Origin of the sequence: Pseudomonas sp. GM84, assembly GCF_000282535.1 — a bacterium.
Classification (GTDB): Bacteria; Pseudomonadota; Gammaproteobacteria; order Pseudomonadales; family Pseudomonadaceae; genus Aquipseudomonas.
In genome coordinates this window covers 1-7,767 of record NZ_AKJC01000270.1, presented here as the reverse complement: position 1 = coordinate 7,767, position 7,767 = coordinate 1, and the positions used below count along the sequence as shown (strand labels likewise).

Here is a 7,767-nt window from a genome sequence, read left to right as displayed (position 1 = left end):
TCGGCGGACGCCAAAAAGCGGTCAACCATGGCCTGACAGACCGCGGCACGTTGCAACAAATGTAGGAGCGAGCTTGCTCGCGATGCGCCGCGCGGGCGGCGCTCGATCTACGCGCCACCACAAAACCCCAGCCGAACCTTACTGCGAATAAGTCCGCAGGAAGTTACCGATACGGCCAATCGCCGCTTCCAGGTCATCCACCCGCGGCAAGGTCACCACGCGGAAGTGATCTGGCCACGGCCAGTTGAACGCCGTGCCCTGAACAATCAACAATTTCTCGGACAGCAGCAGGTCCAGCGCGAACTTCTCGTCATTGAGGATCGGGCAGACCTTCGGGTCGATACGCGGGAAGGCATACAGCGCCCCCATCGGTTTCACGCAGCTCACGCCCGGGATTTCGTTCAGCAGCTCATACGTGCGGTTACGCTGCTCCAGCAGGCGGCCCGGCGGCAGCACCAGGTCGTTGATGCTCTGGTAGCCGCCCAGGGCGGTCTGGATGGCATGCTGGGCCGGCACGTTGGCGCACAGGCGCATGTTGGCCAGCATGTCGATGCCTTCGATGTAGCTCTGGGCATGGTGCTTGGGCCCGGAGATGATCAGCCAGCCAGAGCGGAAACCCGCGACCCGGTACGACTTGGACAGGCCGTTGAAGGTCAGGCACAGCAGGTCAGGTGCCAGCGAGGCGGTGCTGATGTGCACGGCTTCGTCGTAGAGGATCTTGTCGTAGATCTCGTCGGAGAACACCACCAGGTTGTGCTGGCGGGCCAGCTCCAGCATGCCCAGCAGCAGCTCTTTGGAGTACACGGCGCCGGTCGGGTTGTTCGGGTTGATGATCACCAGGGCCTTGGTGTTCGGGGTGATCTTGGCCTTGATGTCGTCCAGGTCCGGGAACCAGTCGGCCTGCTCGTCGCACAGGTAGTGCACCGGCTTGCCGCCGGCCAGGCTCACGGCAGCGGTCCACAGTGGGTAGTCAGGGGCCGGGATCAGTACTTCGTCACCGTTGTTGAGCAGCGCCTGCATCGACATGACGATCAGCTCGGACACACCGTTGCCGAGGTAGATGTCCTCGATGGTGACGCCCTCGATTTCCTTCTGCTGGCAGTACTGCATCACCGCCTTGCGCGCGCTGAACAGGCCCTTGGAGTCGCTGTAGCCCTGGGCGGTGGGCAGGTTGCGGATCACATCCTGGAGGATTTCGTCCGGCGCCTCGAAGCCAAACGGCGCCGGGTTGCCGATGTTCAGCTTGAGGATGCGATGGCCTTCCTCTTCCAGGCGTTTGGCGTGCTTGAGCACTGGGCCGCGAATGTCGTAGCAGACATTGGCGAGCTTGTTCGATTTGCTGAACTGCATGATGTGATCCCGATTGAGAATACGCGGTGCGCCGCCGTCGAAAGGTTTGAAAGGGCAGGGCGCGGGTGCCAGACTTGAGGCCTTGCACACGAAGCCAACTAATATACGTGCCACCCGCGCTACGGAAAAGACGGCGCGAGGTGAAATTCAGCCTGCCGAGGTCCCCACATGCAAAAGATCGAAAAAACCCTGGAAGAATGGCGTGCGATGCTCGACCCGGCGCAGTACCAGGTGTGCCGCCTGAAGGGCACCGAGCGGCCGTTCAGCGGCAAGTACAACAGCGAGCGCCGCGCCGGTGTCTACCACTGCATCTGCTGCGACCTGGCCCTGTTCGATTCGCAGACCAAGTTCGACTCCGGCTGCGGCTGGCCGAGCTTCTATGCGCCCATTGAAGAAAGCGCGATGATCGAGATCCGTGACACCACCCACGGCATGATCCGCACCGAAGTCACCTGCGCCCAGTGCGATGCCCACCTGGGCCACGTGTTCCCCGACGGCCCGCCACCGACCGGCCTGCGCTATTGCATCAACTCGGTGTGCCTGGACTTCAAACCCCACGACGGAGCCTGATCATGGCCACATCGATGCTGGACATCCCCTGTGTGACCCTCGGCGGCGAGCACAAGGTGCTGGGCGACTTCACCGGCAAGGCGCTGCTGGTGGTCAACACCGCCAGCCAGTGCGGCTTCACCCCTCAGTACAAGGGCCTGGAGCAGCTGTGGCAGGATTACCACGAGCGCGGCCTGATGGTGCTGGGCTTCCCCTGCAACCAGTTCGGCAAGCAGGAACCGGGGGATTCGCGCGAAATTGCACAGTTCTGCGAGCTCAATTTCGGTGTGAGCTTCCCGCTGTTTCGCAAGATCGAGGTCAACGGCGCAGGCGCCCATCCGCTGTTCGTCGAGCTCAAGCAGCGTGCCCCGGGCCTTTTGGGGTCGCAGAAGATCAAGTGGAACTTCACCAAGTTCCTGGTCGATCCGGCAACCGGCAAGGTCAAGCGCTATGCCCCCAGCACCAAGCCCCAGGCGCTGGAAGCCGACATCGAGCGGCTGCTCAGCCGCTGAGCGGCACCCAGTGGTCGATCAGCGCCAATAGCTCTTCGCGGCGAAACGGCTTGGCCAGGTAGTCGTTCATGCCCGCCGCGCGGCAGCGTTCACGCTCCTCGGGCATGGCGTTGGCGGTCAGGGCGACGATCGGAAGGTCCGGCCAGCGGCCGCTCTGGCGGATGCGTCGGCTGGCCTCGTAGCCGTCCATCACCGGCATGTTGCAGTCCATGAGCACCAGGTCGAACGTTTCTTGCGCCAGCAGTTCCAGGGCCTCGGCGCCCTGGGTAGCAAGCTGTACCTGGCAGCCGAGCTTGGCCAGCATGCCTTTGGCCACCAACTGGTTCACCGGGTTGTCTTCTACCAGCAGGATGCGTGCGCGGCCGTCTTTGGCGCTGGGCGCCGGGGCTGCCAGCGGGTGCTCCGGCGCCTGGCCCTGCAGGGTGCGGCGCAGGGTCTGGTACAGGGCATTGCGCGCCAGGGGGCGGGCCAGCTGGTGCAGCGGCGCCAGTTGCGCAGACTGCTCGGCGGGCAGGAAGTTGCCGTAGGCGGTCACCAGCAGAATCGGCGCTTCGAGCGCGGGGCGCAGTTGCAGCAGGTGGTCGAGGTCATCGGTGATCAGCAGGTCGATGCCGTCGCTGGGCAGGCTGGCGACACTGTCGTGGCGCCGGTAACTCAGCCCCCAACTCGGCAGCAGGCCCTGCAGCAGCTCGCTGAGGCCGCTGGTGGCGGCGCTCAGGGCCACCACCTGGCCGTGCAATGGCGCGGGGGCGATGGCTTCGGTGTGGGCGGGCAGCGGCAGTTCGGCGCTGAAGCGGCTGCCCCGACCCGTCTCGGACTGGATATGCAGGCGCCCTTGCATGGCCTTGCACAGGTTGTGGGTCAGGGCCAGCCCCAGCCCGGTGCCGCCATACTGACGGGTGATGCCGGCACCGGCCTGGGTGAAAGGCTGGAAGATACGCGCCTGGGCTTCCTCGGGGATGCCGATACCGGTATCGCTCACCTCCAGGCGCACACCGCCACTGATGCGCACCAGGCGGATGTCGACGCGGCCGAAGCGGGTGAACTTGAGGGCATTGGACAGCAGGTTGCTGACCACCTGGCGCACCCGGGTCGGGTCGCCCAGCACCGAGCTTGGGAAGTCGCTGGCAATCAGGCAGGTGAGTTCGACACCCTGCGCGGCGTTCTGTGACAGCAGGTTGGCGGTGTCCTCGACCATTGCGCCCATGTCGAACGGGATGCGCTCCAGCTCCAGTTGCCCGGCATCGAACTTGGACAGGTCGAGGATATCGTTGAGCAGTTCCACCAGCACCTTGCCCGAGTCGTGGGCGATCGCCAGTTGCTGACGGGGTTCGCTGTCCAGCGGGCTGTCCAGGGCCAGCGCGATCATGCCGAGCATGCCATTGAGGGGGGTGCGGATCTCGTGGCTCATGTTGGCCAGGAAGGCCGCGCGTGCCTGGGCCATGTCGAGGGCGCGCTGGCGGGCTTCTTCCAGCTCCTGGTTGGACTGGCTCAGGCGGCTGTTGATGGCCTTGAGTTCGTCGGTCCGCGCCGAGACGATGTTTTCCAGTTCATTGAGGTACTCGGTCAGGCGGTTTTCGGCGCTGCGCCGTTGCTGGATCTCGGTGGCCATGCTGACGAACTGCTGGTTGGCGACCTTGACCAGCACGCCGATCTCATCACGCTCGTGGCCGGGTGGGCATTCCACGCGGTTTTGCCGCGGCTGGCGCGGGTCGCCGCCACTGAGTGCGGCGATCACCGTCACCAGTGGCTTGGTCAGCATCAGGTAGAACAGCCCCAGGAGGATCCCGGTCAGCACCAGGCTGCGGGTGAAGCCGCTGAGCAGCGTGACCTTGGCGCGGTCGAGAAAGCGGGTGCCGGAGGCGAACGTGTCGATGTCCAGGTAGAGGGTGCCGAGGTATTCCTGTGGCATGTGCGCCAGGAACAGCCGGCCCTGGAACTGGCGCTGCTCGCCGAACAGGAAGTCGCTCAGGGGCCGGTAGCGGTCCTGCAGGCGTGGGCGTTCGACGTCGGCCAGCACGGTTTCGTTGTTGTCGATCAGCCGGGCGCGGATCACCGCTGGCGCTTGCAAAAGGCCCCGGGTCAGCTCCAGCGCCAGTTCCGAATCGATGTTGTAGGCGATGCGCGAAGCCGGGGTGTGGCTGACTTGCAGCAGTGCCTGCACTTCGCGGTTGATGGATGCATCGACGCTGGCATAATCGATGCCGATCTGGATGAGGCTGAGCAATGTTCCCAGGATGAAGCCGACCAGGACTGTCAGCCGGGCTTGCTTGTATGACAGGCGATTGGTGAACTTTATATCCATGGGTCCCGAGCCGGTTTCACATCCCTTGCGCTGCGCAAGCATAGCCGATCAGCCCCGGCTGCTGTTGATCGCTGATGAGGGGGCCGCTTCGCGCCCCATCGCCGGCAAGCCGGCTCCCACAGGGATCGCATCAGTCCTGGTGGGAGCCGGCTTGCCGGCGATGGGGCGCGAAGCGGCCCCAAAGAACTGAAGTCCGAAGGAGTCCTCATGGACGCTCGCTTGAATGCTTTCCTGGAACGCGCGGAATCGGTGCTGGCGCGTCTCGAACCGCTGTTGCCGGCGCCCCGCCCGACCATCGACTGGGCCACCACCCTGGCCGCGCGCTGGCAGCGCGACGGCCGCACGGGCTATCTGATGCCGCTGGAAGTCAGCCTGGACATCCGCCTGACCGACCTGATCGGGGTCGACAAGCAACGTGACCAGCTGGGCCGCAACACCCACCAGTTCATCCACGGCCTGCCGGCCAACCACGCCTTGCTGTGGGGGTCGCGCGGCACCGGCAAGTCTTCGCTGGTGCGCGCCTTGCTGGCCGAGCATGCGGGCGTCGGACTGCGCCTGATCGAAATCGAGCGCGATCACCTGGCCGACCTGCCACGGGTGGTCGAACAGCTGCAGAAACTGCCGCAGCGCTTCATCCTGTTCTGCGACGACCTGTCGTTCGAAGCCGGGGAGGGCGACTACCGGGTGCTCAAGAGCGTGCTCGACGGCTCGCTGGAGCAGGCGCCGGACAACGTGCTGCTGTACGCCACCTCCAACCGCCGCCACCTGGTGCCGGAGAAGGAAAGCGACAACGAGAACTGGAAGCGCGTCGATGGCGAGCTGCACCCCAGCGAAGCGGTGGAAGACAAGATTGCCTTGTCCGACCGTTTTGGCTTGTGGCTGTCGTTCTACCCCTTCACCCAGGAACACTTCCTCGACGTGGTCGAACACTGGATCGGCCAGCTGGCCGGCACTGCCGGGCTGGCCTGGCAACGTACCGAAGAACTCGACATCCTCGCCGTGCGCTGGGCCACCGGCCGCGGTAACCGTAATGGCCGTTGTGCCTATCAGTTCGCCCGCTATTGGGTCGGGCTGCAATTGTTGGAGCAGAAGTAAATGATCGACCTCAATGCCAGTGGCACCGGCCTCGACGGCTATGACCTGCTGGCTGCGCAAGTGCAGGCGCTGTTTGCCGACGAGCGCGACTTCATCGCCAATGCCGCGCAGTTCTCGGCGTTCCTCTATAACCAGGTGGACGACCTGAACTGGGCGGGGTTTTACCTCAATCGCAATGAAGAGCTGGTGCTTGGCCCGTTCCAGGGGCAGGTGGCGTGTGTGCGCATTCCGTTCAGCAGGGGTGTGTGCGGCGCGGCGGCGGCTACTCGGCAGACCCAGCGGGTGGAAGATGTGCATGCCTTCCCGGGGCATATTGCCTGTGACAGTGCGTCGAACAGCGAACTGGTGATTCCGCTGGTGAAGGAGGGCAGGCTGATTGGCGTGCTGGACCTGGACAGCCCGAAGCTGGGGCGGTTCAGTGAGGTGGATCAGGTGGGGTTGGAGCGGTTGGTGGCGGTCTTTCTGGAATTGACCGACTGCTGATTGCTGCTGTGCCTGTGCCGGCCTCTTCGCGGGACAAGCCCGCTCCCACAGATACCCGCAGATCTTGAATGCTGCGCTGTACCTGTGGGAGCGGGCTTGTCCCGCGAAGAGGCCGACACAGGTCAGTCGTAGATCACCCGCTTCTTCCAGGTCTCGTCCTCATCGGTCTTCAAGCCCTGGGTCAGCGCATTCTCGTCATTCTCCGCCGGCTCCATCCGGTCCAGCACCTGGGCATTGGCCCGCGCCAGCAATTTCTCCAGGTAGGTCAGCTGCTCTTCATACACCTTCGGTTCAGGCTGCTTGCGCAGGTACTGCACGCCCCGCTCGAACGCCAGTCGCGCTTGCCCCGGCTGCTCTTGCTGCAGCGCTTGCTGGCCAAGGTTGTTGAAGAACTCGATATGCAGCAGCACCAGCAGGTGACGAATCTCCTTTACCCAATGCTTGGCCTCGGTCGTTTGCAGGACGTTCTCGTGGGTGGCCTTGACGATCTGGGTATGCAAGGCCTCGAGCAGGAAGCGCACGTCCTTGGCCTTGGCCTCGGTCTGGATCGGGCTCGGTGGGTTGTTCACCGGGATTCGCTCGCCCTGGGCGATGAGGTCTTCGAGTTCGGCGATGCGTGCCTTGAGTTCGGCGTTGTGCTTGTCCAGCGTCAGTTGCCGCTGGTTGAGGTTGAGTTCCAGGCGGGTCAGCAGCAGCTTGAGGGCCGGGGTCATGAACTGGCCGGGGAAGGTTTCGGTGATTTCGCCACAGCGGCGCAGGCGGTCGGCGAGTTCGATCTTCAGCCGCGCGCGTTCCAGTTTGCTGTTCTCGACCACGTTGTTGAGGTAGCCGATCACGATCAGCAACGCGATACCCGCAACGATGAGCAGTGTGATCAGAAGTGGTGTCACCGTTAACGCCTCATCAGGAAGTTTTACATTGAGAGTGTAGCGAACAGGCCAGCCCACTCGCCACGTCACCCTGTGTCGGCTGGTCGGGTGGTTTCTCCAGTGATGGCACTTTGCGACGAGGCCGTCAGAAAATCAACGCCAATCCTTGGACGGTGCTTGCTAACAGCCTATATAGAGAGCGAAGTCATTGATTTAAATAAATTTCTAGAAAAGGGTTGACGACCTTTCACGGCATCCATAGAATGCGCGCCACTTGCAGCGTAAAGCACACAGCGAAACGCGGCAGGGAGTGAAAGCAAGCAGTAATGCTTGTAGCGTGTCCCCTTCGTCTAGTGGCCTAGGACACCGCCCTTTCACGGCGGTAACAGGGGTTCGAGTCCCCTAGGGGACGCCAATGCGGGAATAGCTCAGTTGGTAGAGCACGACCTTGCCAAGGTCGGGGTCGCGAGTTCGAGTCTCGTTTCCCGCTCCAGTTTCTCCGGCAACGCTTGACGGCGGGGCAGGAAAAGAAAATCCAGGCTGAATCGCGAGGTTCATGTTCTGGTGCACTGAAAAGTGTTGTGTGTCCCCTTCGTCTAGTGGC

7 protein-coding genes and 2 tRNA genes are annotated in these 7,767 nt (G+C 63.4%); 6 read left to right on the top strand and 3 right to left on the bottom strand.

Annotation, left to right across the window (positions count from 1 at the left end; genetic code table 11):
• Positions 1–138: 138 nt before the first annotated feature.
• Positions 139–1,350: a pyridoxal phosphate-dependent aminotransferase gene (locus PMI38_RS20565; protein ID WP_008098115.1), complete on the bottom strand. Its 1,212-nt coding sequence runs from the start codon at positions 1,348–1,350 to the stop codon at positions 139–141.
• Positions 1,351–1,518: 168 nt separating this feature from the next.
• Here PMI38_RS20565 and msrB point away from each other — a divergent pair, with 168 nt between their 5' ends.
• Positions 1,519–1,920 carry a peptide-methionine (R)-S-oxide reductase MsrB gene (gene msrB, locus PMI38_RS20560; protein WP_008098113.1) on the top strand — a complete coding sequence of 134 codons (402 nt, stop codon included), beginning with the start codon at positions 1,519–1,521 and terminating at the stop codon, positions 1,918–1,920.
• 2 nt (positions 1,921–1,922) lie between these two features.
• Positions 1,923–2,411, top strand: a complete 489-nt coding sequence (locus PMI38_RS20555) for a glutathione peroxidase (protein ID WP_008098111.1) — start codon at positions 1,923–1,925, stop codon at positions 2,409–2,411.
• Here the strand turns inward: PMI38_RS20555 and PMI38_RS20550 are convergent.
• Complete coding sequence (locus PMI38_RS20550) at positions 2,401–4,758, bottom strand: response regulator (protein ID WP_043274047.1); 2,358 nt, start codon at positions 4,756–4,758, stop codon at positions 2,401–2,403. The genes PMI38_RS20555 and PMI38_RS20550 overlap by 11 nt on opposite strands.
• Positions 4,759–4,923: 165 nt before the next feature.
• On the opposite strand from PMI38_RS20550, the gene PMI38_RS20545 reads away from it, so the two are divergent.
• Both PMI38_RS20545 and PMI38_RS20540 read left to right on the top strand, forming a co-directional pair.
• Positions 4,924–5,811, top strand: a complete 888-nt coding sequence (locus PMI38_RS20545) for an ATP-binding protein (protein WP_008098107.1) — start codon at positions 4,924–4,926, stop codon at positions 5,809–5,811.
• Positions 5,812–6,294 carry a GAF domain-containing protein gene (locus tag PMI38_RS20540; protein WP_008098104.1) on the top strand — a complete coding sequence of 161 codons (483 nt, stop codon included), beginning with the start codon at positions 5,812–5,814 and terminating at the stop codon, positions 6,292–6,294.
• 122 nt (positions 6,295–6,416) lie between these two features.
• On the opposite strand, the gene PMI38_RS20535 is transcribed toward PMI38_RS20540, so the two are convergent.
• Positions 6,417–7,184, bottom strand: a complete 768-nt coding sequence (locus PMI38_RS20535) for a hypothetical protein (protein ID WP_008098102.1) — start codon at positions 7,182–7,184, stop codon at positions 6,417–6,419.
• 318 nt (positions 7,185–7,502) lie between these two features.
• On the opposite strand from PMI38_RS20535, the gene PMI38_RS20530 reads away from it, so the two are divergent.
• Both PMI38_RS20530 and PMI38_RS20525 read left to right on the top strand, forming a co-directional pair.
• Positions 7,503–7,578: transfer RNA gene (locus PMI38_RS20530), tRNA-Glu, on the top strand.
• Positions 7,579–7,580: 2 nt separating this feature from the next.
• Positions 7,581–7,656 (top strand) — tRNA-Gly (locus PMI38_RS20525).
• Positions 7,657–7,767: the final 111 nt, after the last annotated feature.

What these genes read in the sequence shown, in the direction of transcription:
- PMI38_RS20540 (WP_008098104.1), top strand. Translation starts at nt 5,812, where the DNA reads ATGATCGACCTCAATGCCAGTGGCACCGGCCTCGACGGCTATGACCTG.
- PMI38_RS20550 (WP_043274047.1), bottom strand. Translation starts at nt 4,758, where the DNA reads ATGCTTGCGCAGCGCAAGGGATGTGAAACCGGCTCGGGACCCATGGAT.
- PMI38_RS20555 (WP_008098111.1), top strand. Translation starts at nt 1,923, where the DNA reads ATGGCCACATCGATGCTGGACATCCCCTGTGTGACCCTCGGCGGCGAG.
- msrB (WP_008098113.1), top strand. Translation starts at nt 1,519, where the DNA reads ATGCAAAAGATCGAAAAAACCCTGGAAGAATGGCGTGCGATGCTCGAC.
- PMI38_RS20545 (WP_008098107.1), top strand. Translation starts at nt 4,924, where the DNA reads ATGGACGCTCGCTTGAATGCTTTCCTGGAACGCGCGGAATCGGTGCTG.
- PMI38_RS20565 (WP_008098115.1), bottom strand. Translation starts at nt 1,350, where the DNA reads ATGCAGTTCAGCAAATCGAACAAGCTCGCCAATGTCTGCTACGACATT.